At 48.2% G+C, this 24,732-nt stretch carries 18 protein-coding genes; 4 read left to right on the forward strand and 14 right to left on the reverse strand.

What is annotated here, in order from left to right; all coding sequences use genetic code 11:
* Positions 1-537: 537 nt before the first annotated feature.
* The 11 genes from ACXAF9_RS10900 to cobB form a co-directional block, all read right to left on the reverse strand.
* Positions 538-1,026 carry an STAS domain-containing protein gene (locus ACXAF9_RS10900; RefSeq protein ID WP_475073954.1) on the reverse strand — a complete coding sequence of 163 codons (489 nt, stop codon included), beginning with the start codon at positions 1,024-1,026 and terminating at the stop codon, positions 538-540.
* The gene (locus ACXAF9_RS10905; protein WP_475073956.1) at positions 1,026-2,273 is read right to left on the reverse strand and encodes a PP2C family protein-serine/threonine phosphatase; all 1,248 of its coding nucleotides are present in this window, start codon (positions 2,271-2,273) and stop codon (positions 1,026-1,028) included. The genes ACXAF9_RS10900 and ACXAF9_RS10905 overlap by 1 nt, the downstream gene beginning before the upstream one ends.
* A gap of 58 nt (positions 2,274-2,331) precedes the next feature.
* Positions 2,332-3,042, reverse strand: a complete 711-nt coding sequence (locus tag ACXAF9_RS10910; protein ID WP_475073958.1) for an MlaA family lipoprotein — start codon at positions 3,040-3,042, stop codon at positions 2,332-2,334.
* Positions 3,043-3,174: 132 nt separating this feature from the next.
* Positions 3,175-4,089, reverse strand: a complete 915-nt coding sequence (locus ACXAF9_RS10915; protein WP_475073960.1) for a porin — start codon at positions 4,087-4,089, stop codon at positions 3,175-3,177.
* A gap of 313 nt (positions 4,090-4,402) precedes the next feature.
* Positions 4,403-8,326: an ATP-dependent RNA helicase HrpA gene (hrpA, locus tag ACXAF9_RS10920; protein ID WP_475073962.1), complete on the reverse strand. Its 3,924-nt coding sequence runs from the start codon at positions 8,324-8,326 to the stop codon at positions 4,403-4,405.
* 68 nt (positions 8,327-8,394) lie between these two features.
* Entirely contained in the window at positions 8,395-10,047 is a 1,653-nt protein-coding gene (locus ACXAF9_RS10925) for an AMP-binding protein (RefSeq protein WP_475073964.1), read from the reverse strand.
* Complete coding sequence (locus tag ACXAF9_RS10930; RefSeq protein WP_475073966.1) at positions 10,044-10,877, reverse strand: class II glutamine amidotransferase; 834 nt, start codon at positions 10,875-10,877, stop codon at positions 10,044-10,046. Before ACXAF9_RS10930 ends, ACXAF9_RS10925 begins: the two co-directional genes overlap by 4 nt.
* Positions 10,878-10,882: 5 nt before the next feature.
* Entirely contained in the window at positions 10,883-11,329 is a 447-nt protein-coding gene (locus ACXAF9_RS10935) for a bactofilin family protein (RefSeq protein WP_475073968.1), read from the reverse strand.
* Positions 11,278-12,222: a M23 family metallopeptidase gene (locus tag ACXAF9_RS10940; protein ID WP_475073969.1), complete on the reverse strand. Its 945-nt coding sequence runs from the start codon at positions 12,220-12,222 to the stop codon at positions 11,278-11,280. Before ACXAF9_RS10940 ends, ACXAF9_RS10935 begins: the two co-directional genes overlap by 52 nt.
* Positions 12,223-12,353: 131 nt before the next feature.
* A complete protein-coding gene (gene ppnN, locus ACXAF9_RS10945; protein WP_475073971.1) occupies positions 12,354-13,724 on the reverse strand; it encodes a nucleotide 5'-monophosphate nucleosidase PpnN in 1,371 nt (456 codons plus the stop codon).
* Between the two features lie 121 nt (positions 13,725-13,845).
* On the reverse strand, positions 13,846-14,562 hold the full coding sequence (gene cobB, locus ACXAF9_RS10950; protein ID WP_475073973.1) for a Sir2 family NAD+-dependent deacetylase: 717 nt from the start codon (positions 14,560-14,562) through the stop codon (positions 13,846-13,848).
* Between the two features lie 138 nt (positions 14,563-14,700).
* On the opposite strand from cobB, the gene ACXAF9_RS10955 reads away from it, so the two are divergent.
* The 3 genes from ACXAF9_RS10955 to ACXAF9_RS10965 all read left to right on the forward strand — a co-directional run bounded on the left by ACXAF9_RS10955 (position 14,701) and on the right by ACXAF9_RS10965 (position 18,766).
* Positions 14,701-16,089: a PhoH family protein gene (locus tag ACXAF9_RS10955; RefSeq protein ID WP_475073975.1), complete on the forward strand. Its 1,389-nt coding sequence runs from the start codon at positions 14,701-14,703 to the stop codon at positions 16,087-16,089.
* A gap of 93 nt (positions 16,090-16,182) precedes the next feature.
* A complete protein-coding gene (gene yidD, locus ACXAF9_RS10960; protein ID WP_475073977.1) occupies positions 16,183-16,458 on the forward strand; it encodes a membrane protein insertion efficiency factor YidD in 276 nt (91 codons plus the stop codon).
* Between the two features lie 64 nt (positions 16,459-16,522).
* Positions 16,523-18,766 carry a hypothetical protein gene (locus ACXAF9_RS10965; protein WP_475073979.1) on the forward strand — a complete coding sequence of 748 codons (2,244 nt, stop codon included), beginning with the start codon at positions 16,523-16,525 and terminating at the stop codon, positions 18,764-18,766.
* Between the two features lie 62 nt (positions 18,767-18,828).
* Here the strand turns inward: ACXAF9_RS10965 and ACXAF9_RS10970 are convergent, their stop codons facing one another.
* A complete protein-coding gene (locus ACXAF9_RS10970; RefSeq protein WP_475073981.1) occupies positions 18,829-21,003 on the reverse strand; it encodes a TonB-dependent receptor in 2,175 nt (724 codons plus the stop codon).
* A 254-nt stretch (positions 21,004-21,257) separates the two neighbouring features.
* A complete protein-coding gene (locus ACXAF9_RS10975) occupies positions 21,258-22,121 on the reverse strand; it encodes a mechanosensitive ion channel family protein (RefSeq protein WP_475073982.1) in 864 nt (287 codons plus the stop codon).
* A gap of 192 nt (positions 22,122-22,313) precedes the next feature.
* Here ACXAF9_RS10975 and ACXAF9_RS10980 point away from each other — a divergent pair, with 192 nt between their 5' ends.
* The gene (locus ACXAF9_RS10980; protein WP_475073985.1) at positions 22,314-22,883 is read left to right on the forward strand and encodes a TIGR04211 family SH3 domain-containing protein; all 570 of its coding nucleotides are present in this window, start codon (positions 22,314-22,316) and stop codon (positions 22,881-22,883) included.
* 63 nt (positions 22,884-22,946) lie between these two features.
* On the opposite strand, the gene mqo is transcribed toward ACXAF9_RS10980, so the two are convergent.
* On the reverse strand, positions 22,947-24,431 hold the full coding sequence (mqo, locus tag ACXAF9_RS10985) for a malate dehydrogenase (quinone) (RefSeq protein WP_475074158.1): 1,485 nt from the start codon (positions 24,429-24,431) through the stop codon (positions 22,947-22,949).
* Positions 24,432-24,732: the final 301 nt, after the last annotated feature.

A 24,732-nucleotide genomic window follows, 5' to 3' on the forward strand; every position in this document is an offset into this window, starting at 1 on the left:
ACGAATAACCGCACTTAGGATAAAGGCTATATGGAAATCAAAAGTGAGATAAAAGATAGGCTAGAAAAGACAAAGGGCTCTTACCGCATCCGTTGCATTTAGAGCCCTTCTTTCTACTTCCGTGTAGATCATTAATCATCCTGATTAACGTGTCCGAGGCGATCTGATCATCCTTGCCAAATCCTTTTGGTTAAACTTCCGTGTTCGCCCCGCTGACAATGTGTATTCTACGGATTTCGCTAAGCCTGCCTATAGGAAAAAGTCCTATTCTTGACTCAATTATCAAATAAATAAAATGGGTAAAGGGATGTAGATCTGAGAAAAAAAGAGAAGGGGTAAAACGCAAAAAAGGCTCTTAATGCGTCCTGCAATAGAGCCTTCTTAATCAAGTTCCGTATGATGCACTTAACATCCTGCTAAGTGTGTCCGAGACATTTATTCAATCCTTGCAAACTCCGTTTGATGACACTTCCGTGTTTGCCTCGCTGACCGTTTTTATTCTACGGAACTCAGAAATAAGAGATATAGGAAAAATTCCTATTTTTCTTCAAGTGCTGAAATTAAGCTACTAAAAGCATCATGATTTGCTTGGTTAAGTGACATCAAAACCTTATGTGCATTGATGATGCGCTCTTGAGTGGCATCGAGAGATTCTTGCACCATAGGGATCTCACGAAGCTCCATCACCGTTTCAGGCAGGCTGTCTAATATCACGAAGATTCGATCAAACCCCATACTCATTAGCATACGAGTGACATCTTCATGTGTGCTAACAAGGACGGGCGGTGCTAAGTTGCGCTCTTTAGCGCGAATGGCAATTTTAGCGATCAAGCCAAGCGTTGTACTGTCTAAAAACTCAGCGTCCGTTAAATCGACGAGCAAGTGCTCACACTGATGCTGCGACAGGATAGTTTCGAGGTGCTGGTCAAGCGCACTGCATAAAGTTAAGCGCACTTCACCGACAAATTTGATGACGTAGTGTCCATCTAGCATCGTATAGAAGATGGACCCTTGGTCGTGTCCCATTACTGAGCTCTCGCTATGGTCATGATCGTGATATCGTCAGGCAGATCATTCTGGCCTGGAAAAGCATCATCGTCATCAAAAGCGTGATGTTCCATAACAAACGCTTCTAACTCTTCAAGCGCAACTGCATGCTCGGTCACCCAGCTTAACAGCGCAGTCTCTTTATCAAGGATACTCTTTTGGGGGAGCAATTCTAGAACACCATCTGAGCAAAGTGTTAATGAAAAATCATCAACCAAAGGCAGCGAGATTTCTTCAAAATCACTCTCGATCATCAAACCAACCGGCAAACCCCGCCCTTCCAAATAACGCGTTTCACCACCCTGCTTAATAATCGGCATAGGATGGTGGCCTGCAACGGAGTAGGTTAAGGTATTTTTTTGACTATCGATCAGACCACAGAAGATGGTCAAATGTTTATCCAAAGACATACGACAGATGTCACTGTTCATTCGACGCAAGGTTTTGGCAGGCGAAAGAATATCGTGGCTGGAGTTACGGCGATGATTACGCAATAAGCGGAAGGTGAGGTTTTTAAGCAACACCGTAATCAACGCTGAGGATGTACCGTGCCCCGATACATCCGCCAAATAGAAGAGTGTTTTATCGGGCTCAACTTGGATGACATCCACAAAGTCCCCACTGGCAATCAGCGAAGGCGTCAAAGAGTAATCGTACTGGTAACCGTCAATCAGTTGTTCAGGCGTTGGCAATATGCGCTGTTGAAGCTGATAAGCCGCCTCTTGATCATCACGTAATTCACACAGTGTTTTTTCAAGATGCTGACGGTAGGTCTGCCCCTGACTTAACAAATGACATCGATCCAGAGCGCGATGGGCTCGTTCCAAGAAAGGTGCAGTATTGTCTTTGAGCTCAGATAGGGTAAACACATCATGTGCACCCTTTCGAAGCGCCAACATGATTAAAGCGGGGTCGTCCAAACCATCAACGATGACGAATGTCTCTGAGCAGTAATCTGATAACTCATTTAACGCTTCATCATACGGGTTTAAAAGGCGCAACTGGCAATCTTGCTGACAAGCAGAGGCATTTTTGCCCATCCAGTCAAGATCCGATGCTGCCGTAACATGAATCACGTTCAAGCCGGTCGATAGAAATGGCGACCACGTGGAAAAACTTTGTTCGCTGACAGCTTCTTCAAAGCCGTTGAACACATCGATTAACCAATGACCATCCGCTGGTGAAAAGTTAATCAGCTGAATCGACCCTATGGATTCGTCAGGCATACCTTACTCACTCACGGCCAACCTTGTACATATAGGTGGCCGTAATTGTGGCTACTGTTTAGAAATCGTCTGGGTTAAATTCGGTATCCATTCGACCGTCTTTAACCGCGAATTCGCGCTGCTGCAAGTAAGCATCGCGGACAAAAATATACTCATCACCGGTGATCAGTTTTTCAAGCTTAAACAACTGAACTCGCTGATCCAGCGCATTCAGACCTAACCCTACATTGCGAGTCGGTACATGATCAACGCCCTGAGTCCAGACATTCGTATAACTGTCTGGTATTCGACCCAATCCATCACGTACTGTTGATGGGCCAAAAAACGGCAAAACCAAATACGGCCCACTGTTCACGCCCCAGTACCCAAGCGTTTGGCCAAAGTCCTCACCGCTTTTCGGTGAGCCCATCGGCGTTGCTACATCAAACAAACCACCAATACCAATGGTGGTGTTCAGCATAACGCGCGCAAAATCGTGAGCAGCGGCATCCCCTTTCAATTGAAAGACGTTGTTCACAAACGAAGTAACATCACCCACATTCGAGAACACATTGTGTACGCGCTGCTCCACAAAGTCGGGTGTCACAAAGTGATAACCTTTAGCCAATGGGCGCAGAATTAACCGATCAACACCGGTATTAAAACCATAGGTAACTCGGTTAACAGATTCCCAAGGGTCTGGGGTGTAAGACTCACTGTCGGCATAAACCACAGGACTAAGCATCGCCGAAGAGCCGATGGCTACAGCAAGTAAAAAACGTGAAGACATTCGAAAGTCGATCCTTGTCATAAGCTATACGGATCATTTTAGGATAGTGCACTGCAAAAAAAAATGCCTACCCCAACGAAAAAAGACTCCCGAGGGAGTCTTTTTCTTAGAAAGTATCTAGTCTACGAGAGATTAGAACTTAACAGTGTAAGAAACGTTGAACTGGTCTTGCTCGTCGTCGTTACCCCAGTCTACAGAAGAGTATTCAACACCAACTGCAGCTTTTTTACCCAGAGAGTAGTTCATACCGATAACCCACTCGTCTGCGTCTTCGTCATCAACGTCCAGTTTAGAGTACTGAGCGTATGGAGCAGCAGCGCCAGCTTGGTATACAGCAGAGATACCAAACAGGTCAGCGTCATCACCGTCGTCGTAGTGCTCGTAAGCCAGACCAACAGTCAGAGGACCGAACGCGTAAGAACCACCCAACAGAGCGTTAGTAGCGTCGTCAGAAGAACCAGCGTAAGTGTTCTCGAAAGACCAGTAACCAGCAGACAGGCTCAGAGGACCAGCCATGTAGTTAGCACCCAGAACGAAACCATCAACGTCGTCTTTTGCGTTAGACGCTTGACCGTCCATTACCGCACCAACGTAGAAATCGAAACCGTTGAAGCTAGGAGACAGGTATGCAGCAGTTGAACCCAGACGGTCTGGGTTGTAGTACAGTTCACCTGCTTTGTTAGAAACGTCACCGTAACCTTCAACAACGTCAGTAGGGTTAGCTACACGACCGAATACAGCTGTACCGAAGTCACCAGTCAGACCAGCGTAAGCGTAACGAGTTTCCAGACCAGAAGTTTCGTCGCCAGAGTTGCTAGCTTCGTTCAGTTCAACTTCGATTTTGTAGATAGCAGAAACGCCTTCGATAGTAGTTTCAGCATCACCTTTCAGACCGAAGATTACGTCGTCCATGAACAGGTCAACGTCGTTGTCTTCTTTTGCTTGCAGAACAGCTTCAACTTTACCGTACAGAGTAGCGTCAGCTTGAGCAACCATTGGAGCAGTCATTGCGCCAGCAACAGCCAGAGCGATCAGTGACTTTTTCATTAAATTTCCCCTTCAATATTCAACATACTAGTAGTGAATTCTAGTTTTTCTTAACACATCTGATGAAGATTCAACGGATGCTTATCAAGAAAATACTATACATTTGGAATATTTCAAATAAATGAATTAAAAAAACAGGTTTTAATTCCTTTTGAAACACCCCGAAATCACTTGTTTACGTTTTAACGAATTACCCGCTCGAAAGCAAGCAGTTAACGTAAATTGTGAGCATTACAGCACAGCTCAATAGGCTACGCAAGTCCTTGAAACTTCGTATCCCACATTTTTGTGGTTTCCGTTTCTTTTTTTGATCTTAATCAGCTTGCAATGCCCGCCACTCGGCCGCTACTCGTTTTTCGGAGACCGTTTCGAGCGTTCCCACTTGCTGGGCAAATAAAGAGATACGGTATTCCTCTAAATACCACCGAAAGCGATCTAATCCATTTTGCCACTCACCAATCGATTTGAGTTTATCCATTGCTGCAAAACACGACTGGTAATAAGAAGACAACTGATCACTTAATAACCGCTGACGAGGTATTTCCCGAGCAAACTTTTCTAACCGTATTTCGATCGCTTTCATATATCTTGTGTGCTGATTAAAAACAAACCACGAAATATTGTTTAAATAGCCTTTATATACCAAAGCGGACAGCTGCATTTGTACATCTTTAAGGATTGTGATGGTCTCGAGTGTTTGTCGGCCATTCAAAGCACTTTGCACCTTATGAAAATGTGTATGTACCTCATAGACGATAGCCGCCACCTCGAGCAACCTTGCCTTCAACCCTGATTTGGCCAGCGTTAGGCGTCGATCAAAATCCGCTTGATCTCGCGGCAGTGAGTCATCAAGTTCCATCAGGCTGTTGAGCGCTTGAATTTGAATACCCTCAAGCACGGACGCTTTATCCATGACCTTTGAGACCAGCAGCGTGGATTCATTCAGCTTTGGTAGCTGCTTCACGGCATTCTTTAACTCGACACTCAGTGCTTTTCTCGCCAAAAGCAACACACCTAAGCGGGTTTGATGATCTGCCCACTCTGGGTTCATAGCAACCTTAAGCTCACAACTGTCTTTACCCGCCACCAGCATAGGCCAAGCATCCACCTCCATACCGCCAGCCTGCTTAAGACGTATGTGCGTAGGCAATGTGCCAAAATCCCAAGAGGTGATACCCTTACGCCCCCAAGTATCACCCGGTGTTTGCTGTACAGCATCGTCGACTTGTTGGCCCAAAGATCGGATCAAAACATCTAAGTCTCGCGATTGCGCTAAGAGTTTTCCCTTTTCATTAAGGACTCTAAAGTTGATTCGATGATGATCATCCAAGTTTGCATGGCGAAGAGCCCCTTCATCAAACGGGTGTCCCAACATCCGCTTTAACTGGTGCGCCATAACCGCAAACAGATCCCCTTCACCAAACACACCAGGAACCATTAACGCTTCATATAAAGCCTTAGCATAGTCGGGCACCGGCACACATTGCTTTCGTAATTGTTTTGGCAAGCCACGTAAAAGCGCTTCACATTTCGCCTCCAGCATTCCTGGGACCAGCCAATCCAAACGCTGCACCGGAAGCTGCTTTAATAACGCCAAAGGCACTTCTAGGGATACGCCGTCATCATCTGCGCCTGGATCAAAATGATAGGTCAGCGGCAATTTAACACCGCGCCAATGCAGCTCATCTGGGTACGCTTTTTTAGAGATATGATCGGCCGAGCGTTGCAGGATATCCTCTTCCGTTAGGTACAGAGCTTTGGGGTGATCTTGCTCAAGCTGCTTACGCCAGGACTCAAAGCCCTTCCCATTTACAATATGGGCACCACCGTGCTCGGATAAGGTACGCTCGTAAAAATCAAACAGGGTATCTTCATCGACCAACAAATCCTTACGACGGGATTTGGCCTCGAGCTCTTCGACCTCCTCCAAGAGGGAGCGATTGTGTTCAAAGAACCCAGCTCGCGTCTCATAATCGCCTTCGACCAGAGCACTTCGAATGAAGATGTCGTGCGATGTATCAGGGTCGATAGCGCCGTAGTGCACGTATCGTTTAGGTACAATCAATAAGCCATACAAGGTCACCTGTTCTATGGCGACCACTTGAGCCCGCTTTTTCTGCCACACAGGCTCTAGGTGTGTTTTCTTGATCAGGTGCTCAGCTAAAGGTTCAGCCCACAGCGGATCGATCTTCGCCACACATCGCGCATAGACCTTACTGGTTTCGACAAGCTCAGCAGCCATCACCCATTTTGGTGACTTCTTAAATAAGCCTGATGCCGGGAATATATGAAAACGACGGTTACGTGCCCCTAGGTACTCGCGATTTTCCTGTTTAAAGCCCATATGGCTGAGCAAACCAGATAACAACGACTGGTGTACCGATTTGTAATCGGCAGGTTCTGCGCTCATCGACATTTTCATATCACGCACGACCAATACCAGCTGACGATGTACGTCTCGCCATTCGCGCATGCGTAAAAAGGATAGAAACTGCGCTTTACAGTATTGTCGCAATTGGTTTTGGGACAGCTCTTGGCGCTGTTCTTCGTATCGATTCCAAAGGTTAATTAAGGTTACGAAGTCAGAGTCATCGTCCCGATCGACGGCGTGGCGCTGATCCGCCGCTTGCTGTTTGTCGTTGGGACGCTCCCTTGGGTCTTGCACGCTGAGCGCACTGGCAATGATGAGGATCTCATTTAATGCGCCCTGACGATCCGCTTCCAAAATCATCCGTCCCAAACGTGGGTCTACCGGCAAACGAGCAAGCTTTCGACCCAAGGTCGTTAACTCACGCTTGGGTCCTACGGCGGCCAGCTCTTCCAGTAGCTTGAAGCCGTCGTTCACAAAACGCGGATCCGGCGGATCAATAAAAGGAAACTCCGAAATGCTGCCTAAACGCAGGTGTAGCATTTGTAAAATAACCGCCGCTAAGTTGGTGCGGCGAATTTCTGCATCGGTAAAATCCGGTCTCTGCTTGAAATCCTCTTCACTGTACAGTCGGATGCACACCCCAGGCGCAATACGACCACATCGCCCTGCCCTCTGGTTAGCACTGGCTTTGGAGATCGCTTCGATGGGCAGGCGCTGTACTTTAGAGCGATAACTGTATCGAGAGATACGCGCAAAACCACTGTCGATCACATAGCCAATCCCAGGAACGGTTAACGAGGTTTCGGCCACGTTTGTCGAGAGCACCACGCGTCGGTATGCCGTGCGCTTTTGATCAAAAACACGGTTTTGTTCGGCAAGGCTCAACCTTGCATATAAAGGTACCACTTCGGTATCGCGAAGATCCGCCTTGCGAAGACGCTCGGCCGTTTCACGAATTTCCCGCTCGCCACTTAAAAAGACCAACACATCCCGTGGGCCGGTATGCCCACTCTTTTCGAGTGTCTGAATCTCGTCTAGGGCATCAAGAATCCCCTGCTGCTGTGTGCGGTCTTCGCTGTCCTCCTCTTCAGAGAACAAAGGTCGATAAAGCACATCCACCGGGAAGGTTCGCCCCGAGACTTCAATCACAGGCGCATCATTAAAGTGCTTTGAAAAACGATCCAAATCGATCGTGGCCGAGGTAATGATCACCTTAAGGTCAGGACGCTTTGGTAACAGACGCTTCAAATACCCCAATAGGAAATCGATGTTTAAGCTGCGCTCGTGCGCTTCATCGATGATGATCAATTCATAGCGGTTAAGATAACGATCGTGCTGAGTTTCGGTCAATAAGATACCGTCAGTCATCAGTTTGATCAGACTGTTTTCCGAAACCTGATCCGTAAAACGAACTTGATAACCGACTTTATCGCCAAGCGTCGTGTGTAGCTCATCTGCGATACGGTTGGCCACGGTACGGGCCGCTAGACGCCTTGGTTGTGTGTGACCGATCAAGCCTCGTGCACCCAGCCCAAGTTCTAAGCAAATTTTAGGCAGCTGAGTGGTTTTACCAGAACCGGTTTCACCTGCAATCACCACTACTTGATGGTCGCGGATGGCTTCTTTAATGGCCTCTTTTTTATCAGTAACAGGAAGGTCCGGATAATCGATCGTGCCGATTAAGCTTAACCGATGTTCGGTCGTTTGAGCGCTGGCTAAGGCTTTCTCTTGCCACTGCTGGATGGATCGACTGACGGGTTTGCCGCTCTTTTGACGCGATTCAATCGTCTTTTTTCGCTGCTCTAGATCAAAACGATCCAACGTTTGACACTGATTGATCAAGGAGACATCCAAGCTCTGACTCAAAACAACACTCACTATTACACTTTGATAAATTAGAAGAAGACGGTAACCCGATGGGTATCGCTAGCCTTTTAAGCGTGCATGGCCTGCCGCGATGATTTGGCCAACTCTTCATCACGCAATTGGCGGCGTAACACTTTACCTACTGGGGTATGGGGCAAGCTCTTTCGAAATTCAACCAGCTTCGGCACTTTATAGCGTGTTAGGCGCTCGCGACAATAGTCCCGAATCTCCCGCACACTTAATCTTGGATTCGAAGAGACCACAAACAACTTAATCAGTTGCCCGGTCTGCTCATCCGGCATGGCAATAACCGCGCACTCTCGCACATCGGGGTGGCAACTGATGATGCGCTCAACTTCTGATGGGTATACGGGGAACCCAGAAACGATGATCACATCTTTTTGCCGATCCACAATTTGCAGATAGCCGTCAATGGTGGAGCGAGCGATATCCCCGGTGGAAAACCACTCGCCCTCAAACACTCGGGCATTGAGGTCGGGGCGATTCCAATACCCACTCATCACCTGTGGGCCTTTGATCCATAACTCGCCTGTCTCGCCATAACCCAGCGTATCGCCCTCTTCATTTAGGATCTTAAACTCGGTATCGGGTAAGGGCTTCCCTACCGTGCCGGCTTTATCGTCACCGGGTAGATGAGCGGCAACAACCGGAGAGGCCTCCGTTAAGCCATACCCCTCGATGATGCGATTACCGGTCATGTGATACCAGAGCTCATTAGTGGACTCACTCAATGGGGCGCCCCCTGAGCAGGTCACCTTTAACGCAGAAAAATCCAACTGGGAAAACGGCAAGTGGTGACACAAGTTCACGAACAGAGCATTGGTACCTGCAAAAAACGAGCACTTATGTCGGGCAAACTCATGGGTCAATCGATCCAGATCTTTAGGGTCTGTGATCAAGGCCATATGCGCCCCAAAAGCGGTCATCATTAAGCAATGCAATGTCAGGGAATAGATATGATACAGGGGTAAAGGCGCCACTACGCGCTCGGCACCGTACTCCATATAGGGTTCGAACACTTGATGCAGCTGGCGCATGTTCGCTAACAAATGTTCATGCTTTAGCATCGAGCCTTTGGATAAGCCGGTTGTGCCACCCGTGTATTGGATCAACGCAAGATCATCCGCTTGGATCGATTCTGGCCGGTACAGCTCCGCTTGACCAATTCTGAGCGCCTTACGAAAACGGATCGGGTGCGGTATGTCGATTCGCAGTGCAGCCACATCGGCATCACTGCGTTTAAGGCCAGCAAACGCACGTTGCGAAAACGCATGCATATCCAGCGTTTTTGTCAGCATCACCTCTTTTACCGAGGTAAAGGGAAGAATGTCTGCCACCACGGGCAAGAGCTGATCCCAGACCAATAGTACCTTAGCGCCACTGTCCTCTAGGATGTGTTTGATCTCGTAGGCGTTATGGCTTGGGTTAATGTTGACCACGACCATACCCGCTTTTAGCCCTCCCACCAGCGCAATCGGAAACTGCAACAAGTTAGGTAACAAAACGGCAAAACGATCGCCTTTTTCAAGGGTTCCGGTAAATTGAAGATACGCCGCCAGCTGGGAGCTAAAATAATCCCATTGTTGATAAGTAAGCGCAGAGCCAGAGTGGCTAAATGCCACGCGATGACCATACGCATCAGCGGACTTATGCACCAGTTCTGGGATGGTGGAAGACGCTTTTAACTGCGTGAACTTCATCCTTGTTCAGTGCCTGCGTCGTTTGACTCCTCGGTTGGATCAATCTGGGCTTTACGTTGATCCATCACGCCGCCTTTTTTGAAAACCAAAAGTTCACCCGTCTCCAAGGGTGTCCATACCTCGTTATCGGTCAAAGGCTCGGTGGCGATCACCGTTACTATGTCGTTTTCTTGGGTTTCTTCGCAGAAATCGACCGTTAACTCATGATCCATCAAGCGCGCTTCACCAAAGGGCGTTTGCCTTGTGATCCAAGAGAGCTTCGTCGTGCAATAGCAGATCAACAGCGAAGACTCCGACAGCATCATGTTATAGACGCCATAACTTCGCAGCCGCTCACAACACTGATGGATAAAGTCCAACACAGGCGTCATATCATCAGGTTTACTTGGAAAGGCAGCACGCAACTCCCCCAACAACCAACAAAACGCAAACTCACTGTCCGTTGTGCCTACTGGCTGATAGAAGCTCAGTGTTAACTCATCAAACACTTTTGGGTCTAGCTGGCCATTATGGGCGAATGACCAACTGTACCCCCAGAGTTCACGAATAAACGGATGGGTGTTTTCCAAACACACCGAGCCTACGTTGGCTTGGCGAATATGACTGATAACCACCAAACTTTTAATCGGGTGCTGACGAATCAGATGTGCGATTTCGGAATCCACGCTGGGTTTGGGGTCATGGAAAGAGCGAATGCCTTTACCCTCGTAAAATGAGATACCCCAACCATCGCGATGCGGACCGGTTCCGCCTCCACGTTGCATCAAGCCACTGAAGCTAAAGCAAATATCGGTTGGTACATTGGCACTCATGCCCAGCAGTTCACACATGAAACTCAGCTCTTGTTGTTCAGGGTGATTTTATCCGGCAACGAATCGATCGCCTCAACACCCGATGGCTCTTTGGAATGAGAGATATGCAGCGAGGATTTTTCGTTCATTTTACGCTCGCCCAAGAAACAACCATCAGGGTCGATGGCCATCACCTTGCTGCTGACTGTGGCGCGTACCTTGCCGCCTTTCTCGATGTGCAGCTCTTCACAGTACACTTCGCCCTCTAAAAGGCCGCTGACAATCAGCTCTTTGGCTTTAATCACGCCACTCACATGGCCCGTTTGGCCAATAGAGATGTTATCCAACGAGGAGATATTGCCCTCGAAAATGCCATCGATGTGCATTTTACCAACGACACTCATATCGCCAGAGAACTTATTGCCCTCAGCAATGATGGTTATTGCAGACCGGTTTGGTTTAGCGGGTACAGATTTTTTAAGGATGCCCATTTAACGCTCTTAACTTGTTGGAATAACGTATCGAAATTAGCAATGTTCCACGCCACAAACGGACCTGGATTGATCGGTGTATACAGATAACGCACTTCATAGTGTAGATGCGGCCCTGTTGATTTACCCGTATTGCCACTCTCGCCTATTTTCTGCCCTTTGTGAACGTATTCACCTGCACTGACATCCAGTTCATTCATATGAGCATAGGCAGATCGGAAGCCATAATTGTGCAACAAAACAATTTGGCGTCCATACCCATCGCCTTTGTTGCCTGCAAATTCCACGATGCCATCGGCGGTCGCATACACGGGCGTGCCGATTTCCGCTTTATAGTCGATCCCTTTGTGCAGTACTTGCTGCTTACGGATCGGATGGAATCGCATACCAAAACCATCATTTACGCGAATCGCCTGTATCGGCAAACCGTTAGGAATACTGTTGAGCATAAAGAGTCGTTGGTTGGCCATCATGGTCAATGACTCTAAACGCTCGGCGGTTAAGTCGCCGGTATCTGGGATATTCAGTAGCGTTTCGAGTTCCTGCAAACTTTCGCCAAGGTTAAGCTGAAGTTCACCGATGCGCGAGTTTTCCTCTTGCAGTTGATCACGCTCATTTGCCACCTTGGATAAAGAGGCGCTCAGATCATCCAGCTCATTTTTATAAAGCGTCTGGGTGCCCAACATCATCTCGTATTGATCGGCCAATATTTGGTGGTCTTGTTCAAGCACGGCCAAATCATCGGAGGTTTTTACCAGCAACCAATTGGAGACAAAAAAGCTTGCGGCAGAGACCAAAATAAAAAATGCCACAACAAAACGCGCTACCTGACCCAAAGAGTACTGCTTAGACCCTTTTACCGTTGTCAGTGTAACGATTAACTTATTCTTCAAACAAACAACCCTTTCAACATCATTGGCGGTGTAAATATACCGATTAATCACCTTAATGTCATAAGGTGATCGTCAAACTGTCGTTTGCCTAAAGATCAAAAAAGGCGCCTTAGGCGCCTTGGATCATTCGGTTATCGAACAATGCGATAACAGGGTTCGTATTGCTCGTGATCGATCTTCATTCGACGCTGCTCAACAAAGGATTCCAACAAGGCATCTAATGAAGCCATGATGTCTTCATCCCCTGTCAGCTCAAACGGTCCAAATTGACGGATCGCTTCAACGCCTGGCTCTTTAACGTTACCAGCCACAATGCCCGACAGAGCACGACGCAACTGAGCCGCTAAGATGTAATCATCTTGGCCACGCTTCAAATTCAGTTTAGCCATGGCTTCGTGCGTTGGCTCAAACGGCATCTGAAAATCGTAAGGGATGTGCAGCTGCCAGTTAAAGTGGAACGCCTCATCAGATTGTTTTCTGTGCAGGGTCACTTTCTCAAATTGCATGCGCATCTCTTCGGCAACCGCGTGCGGATCATCGATGATGATCTTGTAGCGATTGGCGGCCGACTCACCAATGGTGTCACGAATAAAGCGGTCCACCGTTTCAAAGTAGGCTTCACTGCCCTCTGGGCCTGTGAAGATCAGCGGGAATGGAACGTCTTTATTCTTAGGATGCAGCAGAATACCCAACATATAGAGGATCTCTTCTGCCGTACCGGCACCGCCTGGGAACACAATAATGCCATGCCCTAAACGAACAAACGCCTCCAGACGTTTTTCGATGTCCGGCATGGTGATCAATTCATTCACAATCGGGTTAGGCGATTCGGCAGCGATGATACCAGGCTCCGTTAAGCCCACGTAACGCGGGTGGTGAACACGCTGTTTCGCATGCGCCACCATAGCGCCTTTCATTGGGCCTTTCATAGCACCAGGGCCACAGCCTGTGCAGATGTTTAATCGACGCAAGCCCAGCTCATACCCCACTTTTTTCGTATAGCGGTATTCGTGACGACTGATGGAGTGACCACCCCAACAAACGACCAGACTTGGCTTAACATGAGGGCGCATTGCGTTGGCGTGGCGCAGAATGTGAAAAACGGTATTGGTTAATCGCTCCGACGCATCTTCGGTGTTGCAGCACAGGTCCAGCTCATCCCCCACATACAAAATGTCACGCAAGATGGTAAATAAATGCTCGCGAATACCTTGGACAAGCTCGCCGTTCACAAACGCAGTTGAAGGCGCGTTGACCAACTCAAGCTCCACACCTTGGTGCTTGTGGCGAATGTGAATGTCAAAATCTTTGTATCGATCCAGCACTAAGCTTGCGTTATCAAGCTCACTGCCGGTATTGAGGACCGCCAAGCTGCACTGCCTAAACAACTTATACAAACCGTTGTTGCTTTTATCCTGAAGCTTAGCCACCTCGTGGGGTGATAGCGTATCCAAACTTTCAAGCGGCTTTACACTGGCACTGACGTATTGTTCGGTGATCATAATGCACCACCTCCATCCTTAAGAGAATCAATCAGGCACCGAACCTTGTCGGCGCACTCTTTATCAACATAGACCACTTTGCGGCCTAGGTATATCCCTTTATGAGACAAAGTGCTTGATTTTACTCTTGTTTGCCTAAAATTTGATCAACCAGTTTGGGAACTTGCTCACCGGCAAGGCCAACACGATGCTCATCAAACAAAGACTGTTGGCGCGTGGTCTCTAGGTTCACCTCGATGGCGTAGGCGCCAACTTCGGTCGCTAATTCCACAAACCCAGCCGCAGGGTACACATGGCCAGACGTCCCGATAGAGATAAACAGATCACAGTTTGAGAGCTGATCATAGATGCGTTCCATCTCCATCGGCATCTCACCAAACCAAACGATGTCTGGGCGCAGATTGCCGGGTTCGCCGCAACACAGACACATGGCTGTCGTCGATATGGGCGTATCGATGCTGTAAACGTATCCTGATTTTTGACAGCGCACTTTCAAAAGCTCCCCATGCATATGGATCATATCCATGGAGCCTGCGCGCTCATGTAGGTTATCGACGTTTTGGGTGATCAATAAAAAATCGCCATCAAACTCCTGCTCCAGTAACGCCAGCGCTTTGTGAGCATCGTTGGGCTGTACCTCACCTAATTGCGCTCGTCGCGAGTTATAAAAGCGATGCACAAGCTCAGCGTCGCGCAAGAACCCTTCAGGGGTTGCGACATCTTCGATGCGATGATCTTCCCAAAGCCCATCACTGGCTCGGAAAGTACGAATCCCCGATTCTGCAGATATTCCCGCACCGGTTAGCACCACGATGGACTGAAATTGCGAATAATCCATTGTTCACCCAGCCTCCTTAAATACGCTATGAATCAAAACTTTGGCTTCTATCTTGACCTTCTTCGTTTCAAAGTAGACTATCATGAATACATCCGTTGTTAAGACGGGTGATCACAGGGCTGCAAAAGGATAGAGCCGATGAGTGCAACGAAACTCTATATTCTCGACACCAACGTCCTACTGCATGATCCAAAATGCTTGTTTGAGTTTAAAGAGCAAGATGTCTGCATTCCTATGACCGTTCTGGAGGAATTAGACGACATCAAGGATCGTAAGAAGAACGTTGCCCAAGAAGCGCGAAGTGCCATTCGGGCCATCGATGACATCATCTCAACCGCACAATCCCCCTCTCAAATTACCAAAGGCGTACAAATTGCGCTGCCAGGTAAAGATCGCGAAACCAAACTGGGTAAACTTAGCATCTTCCCTGACCATGAGTTAACGGTAAAACAGGGCTTCTTGCCCGACATCAAAAACAAAGACAATTTAATCATCAACTGTGCGCTACACCTGCAAACCACCACGACCTCTCGAGAAGTGGTGCTGGTCACCAAAGACATCAACATGCGCCTTAAAGCCATGGGCGCTGGCATGCAAAAAGTTGAAGATTACCGCACCGACCAACTGGTATCGGACATCGAACTGCTACCGGCCGGTCACTGGCACCTTGAAGGCACCTTCTGGGAAACCGTTGAAGAGGTCGACAGCTACCAAAAAGAGGGGCATATCTATCATAAGGTAGCGCGCTCTTTGTTGCCTGCGGTCAACATTAACGAATACGTATACGATGACACCAAAGAGTTTGCCGCTCGCGTCACCGAACTCACTGACACCCACGCCATTTTGCGGGATTTAGGCGTAGATCGCCTAATGCAGCAAGAGTGCTGGGGCATCAACCCCATCACGATTTTCCAAGGCTTTGCGATGCAGGCGTTACTCGACCCTGACATCGACCTGTGTGTGCTGAACGGTGCCGCAGGCTCCGGTAAAACCTTAATCGCTTTAGCCTGTGCACTGGAGATGGTGATTGAGCAGCAACGCTTTAACAAGATCATCGTTACCCGCTCTACCCCACCGGTCGCCGAAGACATCGGCTTCTTACCGGGCACCGAAGAGGAGAAAATGACCCCTTGGTTGAGCGCTATCCACGATAACTTGGAAGCGATGCACGAGGGAGACGAGCGCCCACAAAGCAGCATCAAGTATGCAATTGAAAAGGGCAATATCCAGTTTAAATCTTTAAACTTTATCCGAGGGCGCAGCATCCAAGATGCCATCGTCATTATTGATGAAGCGCAAAACTTAACCCCATCTCAATTAAAAACCATCATCACCCGCTGCGGTAAAGGGACAAAAATGATCTGTTTAGGCAACTTGGCTCAGATCGACTCCAATTACCTGACTGCTTTAACATCGGGCTTAACTTATATCGTTGAGCGGTTCCGTGGGTTTGAAGGCGGTGCGACGATCCACCTTGAAGGTATTTTCCGCTCCCGTTTGGCCGAATTTGCCGAACAAAACCTGTAGTCACGCTCTCAGCAGGGCGCACCGCCCTGCTGATTTCTTTTTATTCATCGCAAAATCACGTAGGCTTAGCCTCTACTTAATCAGCGTTTTGCCATGAAAGACATCCTCACTAACAACATCAAATGGGTACTGATCACCTTAGTACGCATCTATCAATGGACGCTCAGCCCTCTTCTTGGCAAAAACTGCCGCTTTTATCCCACGTGCTCCTCCTACATGATCCAAGCGATCGAGACACACGGCATTTTTAAAGGGCTATGGCTTGGGACCAAGCGCCTGGTCAAGTGTGGCCCATGGCACGATGGCGGGATTGATCCAGTGCCTGGAACAGAGTGTCCAAGCTGTGATCACGACACTCATACACACTAAAGCTTGCCAACCATAGGCTTTGTGACCTAGTTTTAGGTAAGACCATCGGCCAGGAAGGATTTAGATGTTCTCACCTTTGATCGTTATCGCATCGGTTCTACTCTACATCGCGTGTCTCTTTTTGGTAGCTCATTTTGCTGAGCGTAAGGTATCCAGAACCGGACAGGCGTTTAACCACCCCTTTTTCTACGCCCTATCGCTGGCTGTTTATCATACTTCTTGGACGTTTTATGGCAGCGTAGGCTTTGCAACCACATCCGGTTTATTGTTTGCCGGTATTTATGTGGGCGCTCTGATCGGGATTGGCACCTGGTGGTTCACGCTACGTAAAATGGTGGCGGCCAAAGAAGCCTTTCGTATCACCAGCGTTGCGGACTTTATCTCTACCCGATATCGACGATCTCAACGGATTGCGGCCCTAGTGACCTTAATCGCGTTACTCGGCAGTTTTCCCTACATCGCCTTGCAACTTAAAGCGATCTCCAACTCATTCACCATCATCACTTATGATCATAGCTCCGCCTGGTCCAACAGCGGTTTGATCGTCACCATCATCATGACCTTGTTCACGATCGTCTTTGGCGTAAGGCGCCTAGACCCTACTGAACGACATCAAGGGATGATCGGCGTATTGGTGGTGGAATCCATCGTTAAGCTGCTGGCCCTAACGGCGGTTGGCCTGTTTGTGTGTTACGGCCTTTATGATGGATGGGGCGATATTAAAGTTCGCCTTCCGGAAGCGGGGTTAAGTTACCTAACCTCGATGAGCGCAGGCCCCAACAGTTTTAGTATGTGGATGACTCTGATTGTACTGAGTTTTTCCGGGATCATTCTCCTGCCGCGTCAATTTCACATATCGGTGGTGGAAAACGGTCATCAAAAACAGATCCGCACAGCGATGTGGATGTTTCCGCTGTACATGATCGGGATTAACCTCTTTGTGATCCCGATAGCCGCGGCAGGCCTGTTAACGGAACTCCCGGCCGATAAAGCCGACTTTTTTGTATTGCTGCTACCACAAGCGGCAGGGCAAGATTGGCTCACTCTGCTCGCGTTTATGGGGGGATTTTCAGCCGCCACCGGCATGATCATTATCACCACCATGACCTTAGCCACCATGGTATCCAACCACATGTTGCTGCCTTTTTTTGAGAATTTTTCCAACACGCACATTCTCAAAACCCATCTACTTCAAACACGCTGGGTGCTGGTGGCCTTAATTCTCTTTGGTAGCTATTGGTTTGAAACCGAATTCAGTAACGCCTACATTCTGGTGGCCATCGGTTTATTGTCGTTTGTTGCTATCTTGCAGTTTGCACCAGCGGCTTTTATTGGCCTATTTTGGGCCCGTGGTAACAGCGCTGGCGCTTTTGCAGGCCTTCTGTCAGGTTTTCTGGTCTGGTGCTACACATTGGGTCTTCCCACCTTTATCAAACAAGGTTGGCTTGCCCCGGACATCTTGATTCATGGCCCTTGGAGTTTAAGCTGGCTAAGGCCCGAGGCTCTGTTTGGGCTCGATCATTTTACGCCGGTCACACACAGCGTTATCTGGTCCTTAGGGGTCAACACCTTTGTGTACATTGCAGGCTCAATGATCTATCGCCCAAGTAAGCAAGAACGCACACTGACCTCTGAATTTATGGCGGCCCTGCAACCCCTTAACAGCCGAAGGACAGCTCGCCCTGCAGGCCTTGATGCTTACATCCCAATGAGTATCAAACGTGATGAGGCACACTCGTTGCTGGCACAGTACCTAAGCTCGGACAAAGCCGATCAGGCTGTTGATGAGATTGTCGAAGATCTTCAAGTGGCCCACAAAGCGCACATCACCATCATCGAGCTTATGGAGTTCCACCGCATGCTGGAGCACCGTTTAGCCGGACTGGTCGGCGCCGCCAGCGCCCACAGCGCGATTGAACAAAGCATTCGCTACAGTGACCGAGAAGCCAGCGAGCTAAAAGCCCTGTACAGCCATATCACATCGGGCCTGCATCAAACCCAAAGAGCATCAACATCCGATACGGAAGAGGAAGACACCCACAGCGGTTTTGGCATGATCAACACCCTGCAAAGCCAGGTGGATCAGTTAGAAACCCAACTGTCGGAGCAAACTCTGCTGATCCAATCGTTGGAAAACAAACTGGAAAGCCGTTTTGAAGAAGTGTTCCGCTACCGGATTGATAGCCAACGACTCGCCAAAGAGAACGATGACCTAAGACGAAAAATCGAAGAGCTTTCGCGTACGACATCAACCGAAGAGATCACAGAAAGCCCATCTCAAGAAAGCGATACGAATAACGAGCCTTAAAATGCAAAGCCCCCTTCTTTGAGGGGGCTTGAGTTAAACTGCTAGGTTCGCAAAGCTGGTGCTTAATCGAACTTATAGTTTAAACGTAACAATACACTTCTCGGAGTGCCAGGCATCGAGCTTGAGCGCCAGTAGTCCTTATCCAGTAAGTTAGTTACGGCCAAAGAAGCTCGCCATTGGTCAAAGTTGTAACCAAAGGCGGCATCAAAGCGATTAAAGCCTTTCAAGCGAGTCGTGTTATCAGAATTCGTCCAAGCCCCCCCGACATGCGTCACACCGACTTCAGCATAGGCGTCTTCGGTTGGTAAATAACGGATGAACAAGTTACCGGTATTTTTCGCAACGCCAGCAAGGTAGTTACCTTCGTTTTCGGGTGATGACTTATCTTCCTTCACTTTGGCTTTGGTCACCCCATAACCACCGCGCAGATACCATTGATCTGCAATACGCCCCATCATACTAACCTCAATCCCTTGAGATTGTTGCTCACCTTGAACGGCATAGCGATAAGGGTCATTTTCTGGATCAGGTCGGTATCGAATGTTGTGTTTACGAATATCAAACACAGAGAATTGCGTTGTGAAATCGCCGTCTAACCATTCACTTTTAAGGCCAACTTCAAACTGATCGTTGTATTGAGGCTCTGCATTAAAGACCTCTAAATCTTGGCTGGCACTCACGCTGTTCACCCCCACTCGACCACCAAAGGGCGCAAAGCTTCGATTGTAGGATGCATAGACAGAGTGTTCTTCAACAGGACGCCACACCACCCCTAGACTCGGGCTGAACGTTGTGTCACTGACCGTACGCTCGTAATTTTCATCATCTGCGTTGAGTAACTTATTACGAGCATCGCTTTCGTAATCATCAAAACGAACCCCGACCAGAACATCCAAGTTATCCGTCAAACCGATCAAGTCTTGGGCGAACAGCCCGTAATTGGTCGATTTGTAGTAGTTATGCGTTCGAATCTCCAAATCCCCTGAACCACGTGAGCTTTCACGCTCACCGGTCAGCGGATTCACGTACCCGTAAATGGCCGATCCATCTTTGTTTTGGTTGGCCAGCTTAGGCTCGCGCTCTTCGATCGAGAAATCAAACCCCACCGTCAGGCGATGTCGAATGGCACCTGAGTACAGATCCCCAAATACACTCACTGAATTACTGAGCGTGTTATTGGCCGTCTCTTGCCAGTAATACACTTGACTGATCTCATCGACATGGCCTTCACATCCGCCACCGCGTCGATCCACCGTCGTTTCTGATTCGCAGTAAGTGCCTGAGTAGAAATGATCAAAATTTTGATAGGCTTCGCGATAACTTAACGCCCATTCAAGCGACCATTGATCGTTAAAGGTGTACTGAAGATCTGAACGGATAACTTGCAGCTTATCGTCAACGAAATCGCCTTTTTGGGCATAGCCGCGATCCAGAGGTGTGCCTTGTGGTAACACATCGTAAGAAGGCCCCCGATCCGGCACGCGACTCAATTTGTCATAAGTGTATTGTGCCGTCCATTTGAGGTTCTCTTGGTTATCGTACGTCACACTGGGTGAGATCATATTGATCTCTTGCCCGATGCCCTCCCTAAAGCTATCACTGTCGCCATGTTCACCCGTTAAGCGAACCGCCCAGTGATCGGCTACAACCTCATTAAGATCCAGATTTAACCCGTAGTTGTCGTAGGACCCCGCATACACACCGACCGAGCTAACTGAATCAAAGTTGGCGTATTTTGACACCATATTGATGACACCACCGCCACCACTTCGACCGTACAATACGGAGGCGGGTCCTTTTAGAATCTCGATACGCTCGATGTTTGCCGTGCTTCGTCTTACCTGACCACTCTCGCGATTACCATCACGATAAATATCGCCCGTATCGGCACTAAAGCCACGGATAGAAATACCGTCTCCGCGCATATCATATTCAGTTGAAACACCAGGTGTCCCCTGAAGCATTACGCTCAGGTCATTAGAGCCATAAAGCTTATATTTCTGGACGTCTAAGGTGTCGATGGTTTGTGGGATCTCTTTTTTTTCTAACTGATTTCGGGTGATGCTGGCTTGCTGATAATCGACATAGGTTCGGGTTGGGTCTTCCTCTTCCATCGCCTCAATCATTAAGGTGGGCAGAACAACAGACGTTGAGTCCTCACCCTCTGCAGCCAATAGATGGGGAGAGTGAGCACACGTGATGGCAACAACCAATAAGGGGTATCTCTTTGTAAACATTATTAAGCCATTATTTTAGTAGGGTTATTAGCACCGAAAACAACATGGCGCCTTATAATAAAAGCCGCTGAAGTCTACCCAAATAATAATGAGGTTACAAAATATAATGATTATCGATAATTACAGGAAAAAACATATCCAGATCGTTAAAATCACCTAAGCACGCATTCACCTTTTCGCCCTGAATGTTTTTTTCTTAGTCCAAAACCAAAAACGGAGCCCTAAGGCTCCGTTTCGTATCGCAAAGCGAATGTTTATTTCGTATCGCTTGGGACTTGCTCTTGCTCTTTGTACAAGTGCACATCCATTTGAGGGAATGGAATGCTGATACCCTCTTCATCGAAACGCAGCTTAACGCGCTCCATCATATCCCAGTAAAAACCCCAGTAATCTGGCGTATTTACCCAAGGACGTACGATAAAGTTAACGCTGCTGTCAGCCAACTCAGACACGGCAATCACAGGAGCTGGGTCTTTCAAAACGCGCTCATCCGCTTCTACCAGCTCTTTTAGGATGTTCTTCGCTTTGAGAAGGTCTGCGTCATAGCCAATACCAAATACCATATCCACACGACGAGTGGCGCGGCGCGAGTAGTTTGTGATGGTATCGCTGTAGATTGGGCCGTTTGGTACGGTCACTTCACGACCGTCACCAGTACGCATGATGGTGTTGAAGATGGTGATCTTCTCGGCAATACCGGAAATACCGTTAACCTCGACAAACTCCCCTTCACGAAACGGACGGAAGATGACCAGCATAACGCCCGCTGCAAAGTTCTTTAAAGAGTCCTGCAACGATAAACCAATGGCTAAACCTGCAGCACCCACCAAAGCAATCAAGGAAGAGGTGTTCACACCCAGCTGATCCAGAGACGCCACGATGATGAACAACAATAAGAGCGCGTACAGGATAGACATGATGAAGTTAACCAACATGCTGTCCATTTTGGTACGGCCCAGCAGCTTGTTGGCCAGAGCCAAAATGCCACTAACAACAAGACGACCAATCAAAAAGATGGCTAAAGCGGTAACGATATTGATCGCCCACGGTACAATGTAATCCGACTGAAGACTTTCGATCATTTTAGGATCGAAAAAATTCTGGAATAACTCTTCCATTAAATTCTCCTAATGGGGAAGTGAAAAAACCGACGCTATTATGCATCAACAAGATTAATCAAAGCATAACATTCCTATGAAGGTTAGGAACTTTTCTGGTACAAAATGTTCCGAAAGATTTGGAAAAGGTTAGGTCTTACTCATAAGAGGAATGAGTCGCATGTTGGACCGATAAAAAGGATGCTCTTTACAATGAAAAAATCTCTATTGGTAGCGGGACTGCTGTTAGCTGCCAACTTATCGTATGGCGCACCTGGCCATATCGCAGATGACGTGTACGTCTTTGTTCACGGCGGCCCCAGTAACCAATACCGTATTACGGGGCGTGTGCGAAGCGGCACACCAATCGAAATACTCGGTCACAGCCCGGATAAATCCTTTGTGCGAATCCGCTACAACGGAAAAACTGGCTGGGCGGATGCGAACAACGTTGCTTCAGGTGACAGCGTATCGGCACGGATGCCGAAGCTGGAGAAGCAACTGAGTGAAAGCGAAACTTTGATTTCGAATCAATCCTCCGAGATCGAGACGCTTCGTTCTGAGTTAAGTGGTTACAAGTCGGAAAACCAAACCTACACTGACCAGCTAGATAGCCTAAAAGCGGAGATCAAGGAGCTTAACAACACCATCGACAATATGGATCAAACCAACTTGATGCGTTGGTTTACCTATGGCGGTATGGTGGCCTTGGGCGGGGTGTTACTGGGTTTAATCATCCCTTACTTACCCAAGAAGAAAAAACGCCGCGACGACTGGTTCTAAGTCATCGAGCACGCACAAAAAAGCCGACCCAGTCGGTCGGCTTTATCTTATCAGATGTTCTGATTAATCAAGCTGTAGTGTGCTCAGCACGCTTGGGCGAATCTCAGCCAACAGCTGCGTGTTCTCGATCAAAGAGTCACCGTAAGATGGGATCATCTCTTTCATCTTTGTTTGCCACTCTGGCGAAGCCACTTGATCTTTAAAGCACTTCTCAACCAAAGTCACCATGGTATCAACCGCCGTTGAAGCGCCAGGAGAGGCCCCCAAAAGCGCTGCCAATGTACCATCAGCGGCTGTGATTACTTCTGTACCAAACTCAAGCTTACCTTTGCCTGTTTGTGGATCACGCTTGATGATCTGCACTCGCTGGCCCGCGTACGACAAAGACCAATCTTCATCTTTCGCATCAGGGAAGAACTTGCGCAAAGCATCCACACGCGATGAGTGAGACTGCAGCACTTCGCTGATCAGGTACTTGGTCAAATCCATGTTGTTTTTGCCGACCGACATCATGTTCTTGATGTTGTCGCACTTGATGCTTTTTGGCAGATCCAAGATAGAGCCTTGCTTCAAGAACTTGGTCGTAAATCCAGCAAACGGCCCGAACAACAAGGCTTTTTCACCATTGATGATACGAGTATCTAAGTGAGGCACAGACATCGGCGGCGCACCGATGGGCGCTTTACCGTACACTTTGGCCAAGTGCTTATTCACAATCTCTGGCTTTTTACACACCAACCATTGACCGCTTACTGGGAAGCCACCGTATCCATCGCCCTCGGCGATATCGGACTTCTGCAACAGTGGCAATGCACCACCACCAGCGCCTAAAAATACAAATTTTGCGAAAACGGTTTCGAACTGTCCTGTGTTCAGGTTTTTCAGTTCGACTTTCCATTGGCCATCGGTCTGCTTGTCCAAGTCTTTGACTTGGTAATTCAGCTTAAGATCGAAGGCTTCGGTTTTTTCTAGGTAATGCGCCATGCTGCGCGCCAGCGAACCGAAATCCACATCAGAGCCGTAACGAACGCGAGTGCCCGCGACTTTCTCGGATGGAGAGCGGTTTTGCATGATCAAAGGCATCCACTCGGTCAGAACCGCTGGGTCTTCGGAGTATTCCATGTCTTTGAAGGCTTCGGTTTGGCTCAACGTCTCGTAGCGAGTGCGCAGGAACTTAACGTTCTCTTCGCCCCAAACAAAGCTTTGGTGTGGGGTAGGATTGATGAACTGGCGGGGCGTTGGTAGCACTCCAGCGTTCACCAAGTAAGACCAGAACTGAAGACTCACTTCGAAAGCCGCGTTGATCTTGAACGCTTTCGTGGTGTCTATCGAACCATCTTGCTTCATCGGAGTGTAGTTTAATTCGCAGTAAGCCGCATGGCCTGTACCTGCGTTGTTCCAACCGTCGGTACTTTCTTGAGCTACCTGGTCCAGTTGTTCCACCATGACCATTTTAAGAGAAGGGTCTAGCTGGTTAAGAAGAGTGCCAAGCGTAGTGCTCATCGCACCGGCACCTACTAGCAATACATCAACCGATTTCGCCGTCATCTCGATTTTCACCATGTCTGATAAAAGTATGGGATTCGAAGTCTCCATCTCGTGCAAACCATCAGGGGTTAGACGTTTTGCACTGCAGCGAAGCTTTTGGCACTCACCGCGAATGAAGACTGCCCGGTATTTTCATACGCTTGTCATAATATAGACACACAAGTGTCAACAATCATGTTTAGGGCTGTTGGCGCTGAATTATACTGAATCTGAAACAAAAGTCTTGGATATTTGTTACACACTTCATGATCCATTCGTCGCATGAATTTCCACACAATTTAGATGGCTAAAAAGTTATGCA

It is taken from the genome of Neptunomonas sp. ABH4_499 (assembly GCF_056160565.1).

Coding starts and splice junctions, on each gene's coding strand:
- ACXAF9_RS10900 (WP_475073954.1), bottom strand. CDS start 1,026: ATGGGACACGACCAAGGGTCCATCTTCTATACGATGCTAGATGGACAC.
- ACXAF9_RS10905 (WP_475073956.1), bottom strand. CDS start 2,273: ATGCCTGACGAATCCATAGGGTCGATTCAGCTGATTAACTTTTCACCA.
- ACXAF9_RS10910 (WP_475073958.1), bottom strand. CDS start 3,042: ATGTCTTCACGTTTTTTACTTGCTGTAGCCATCGGCTCTTCGGCGATG.
- ACXAF9_RS10915 (WP_475073960.1), bottom strand. CDS start 4,089: ATGAAAAAGTCACTGATCGCTCTGGCTGTTGCTGGCGCAATGACTGCT.
- ACXAF9_RS10925 (WP_475073964.1), bottom strand. CDS start 10,047: ATGAAGTTCACGCAGTTAAAAGCGTCTTCCACCATCCCAGAACTGGTG.
- ACXAF9_RS10930 (WP_475073966.1), bottom strand. CDS start 10,877: ATGTGTGAACTGCTGGGCATGAGTGCCAATGTACCAACCGATATTTGC.
- ACXAF9_RS10935 (WP_475073968.1), bottom strand. CDS start 11,329: ATGGGCATCCTTAAAAAATCTGTACCCGCTAAACCAAACCGGTCTGCA.
- ppnN (WP_475073971.1), bottom strand. CDS start 13,724: ATGATCACCGAACAATACGTCAGTGCCAGTGTAAAGCCGCTTGAAAGT.
- cobB (WP_475073973.1), bottom strand. CDS start 14,562: ATGGATTATTCGCAATTTCAGTCCATCGTGGTGCTAACCGGTGCGGGA.
- ACXAF9_RS10955 (WP_475073975.1), top strand. CDS start 14,701: ATGAGTGCAACGAAACTCTATATTCTCGACACCAACGTCCTACTGCAT.
- yidD (WP_475073977.1), top strand. CDS start 16,183: ATGAAAGACATCCTCACTAACAACATCAAATGGGTACTGATCACCTTA.
- ACXAF9_RS10965 (WP_475073979.1), top strand. CDS start 16,523: ATGTTCTCACCTTTGATCGTTATCGCATCGGTTCTACTCTACATCGCG.
- ACXAF9_RS10970 (WP_475073981.1), bottom strand. CDS start 21,003: ATGTTTACAAAGAGATACCCCTTATTGGTTGTTGCCATCACGTGTGCT.
- ACXAF9_RS10975 (WP_475073982.1), bottom strand. CDS start 22,121: ATGGAAGAGTTATTCCAGAATTTTTTCGATCCTAAAATGATCGAAAGT.
- ACXAF9_RS10980 (WP_475073985.1), top strand. CDS start 22,314: ATGAAAAAATCTCTATTGGTAGCGGGACTGCTGTTAGCTGCCAACTTA.
- mqo (WP_475074158.1), bottom strand. CDS start 24,431: ATGACGGCGAAATCGGTTGATGTATTGCTAGTAGGTGCCGGTGCGATG.